Annotated in this window: 1 pseudogene; it reads right to left on the minus strand. The window is 80.5% G+C overall.

What is annotated here, in order from left to right:
• Nucleotides 1-42: 42 nt before the first annotated feature.
• Nucleotides 43-1,345 (minus strand): annotated as a pseudogene (locus tag RKE29_RS29870) (histidine kinase); the annotation flags it as partial.

A 1,345-nucleotide genomic window follows, 5' to 3' on the forward strand; every position in this document is an offset into this window, starting at 1 on the left:
CAACCAGTTCAGATTCTGCGCCGCCTGGCTCATCGGGCTCAACTAACGCTCCTGCTGGTAAGTCGGGCCAATGCCGCGATCGTGACTTCCGTCGGGGCCGCTGCCGGCCCGACGGCCCTGCTGGATGCCGCGACGGAGGTTCATCAGCCGCCCGCGCACGTCGTCGGGCGCGCGCGACACCTGCGGGCCGCCCGCCGAGGACTGCTGCTGCGCGGCGCCCTCCACGAGGTTCGCGCGGGGGACGCGGCGTGGCAACCCGGACGCGGTGACGCCGCCGGCCGCGGGCGCGCGCAGCTGCTCAGCGCGGCGCCAGCGGTCGTCGTTGGGCGACGTCCGCCACTCGGGCAGGGCCGCGCCGCCGCCGTCGGCCGCGGCGGCGCCGGTCGCGGCGGCGCCGGTCGCGGCGTCCGGGCCGAGAGACGCGGCGGGCGCCTCGGCGGTTCCGGCCGGCACGAGTCCGCTGCCGCTGTAGGCGGGCGCCTGCGAGCGGGCGGTCAGCGGCGGGCCGCTCCCGCCGTGCGTACGGAACCAGTCCGACTCGATGGTGTCGAAGATCGGCGTGCGGCCGTCACCGGGCCCGGCCGCGGGGAGCGTGTCCAGCTCGGCGTCCAGCGCGCTGACGGCGCCGGACACGGCGGGCCGGTCCCCGCCCAGCGGGCCCTGGGGCATCGGGAAGGAGCCGGTGTCGGCGTCCTGGCCGCCCGTGCCGGGCCCGCCGACACCCGGGCCGCCGCGCGGGAAGTACGTACCGGAGGAGGGCGTGCCGACGTACGGGCCGTCCGCCTCCGGGTGGAAGAACTCCCCGGTGTCCTCCGGTCCGGCCTGGTGGCCGGGCCGGGCGAACTGGCCGGTGGTGTCCTGGCCGCCGGCCCGCCCGCCGTACGGGTACGGGTCGTACGCGGCCGTGGCGCCGGCCGGCTCCGGCAGCGGGTTCTCGGCGGTGTCGCCGGGGCCCGCCGGGCCGTCGCCGCGGTCCTGGCCGCCCGGGGCGTCCTGGCCGTGCCCGGGCAGCGGGTACCCGCCGGTGTCGCCGGGGCCGCCGGCCGGCGGCCGGGGGAAGGCTCCGGTGTCGCTCCGGCCGGGGCCTGCCTGCGGCTGGTACGCGCCGGACTCGCCGCCCGGCGCGGGCCGCGGGTACTCCCCGGTGTCCTGGCCGTCCCCGCCCTGGGCCGGGCCGGACTCCGGCAGCGCGAACGGCGACGCGGCCGGCGCCAGGGCCGTGGCCGACGGCACCTGCTCGGTCTCCTCGTGGCCGCGCGGGCCGTCCGCGGCCTCGCGCGACGGCCCCGGCCAGCCGCCTTCCTCCGCGGCGCGGCGCGCGCCCCAGGTGGTGCCGGGCAGCGGC

The organism is Streptomyces sp. B1866, assembly GCF_031932565.1.
In the GTDB taxonomy this organism is placed as follows: Bacteria; Actinomycetota; Actinomycetes; order Streptomycetales; family Streptomycetaceae; genus Streptomyces.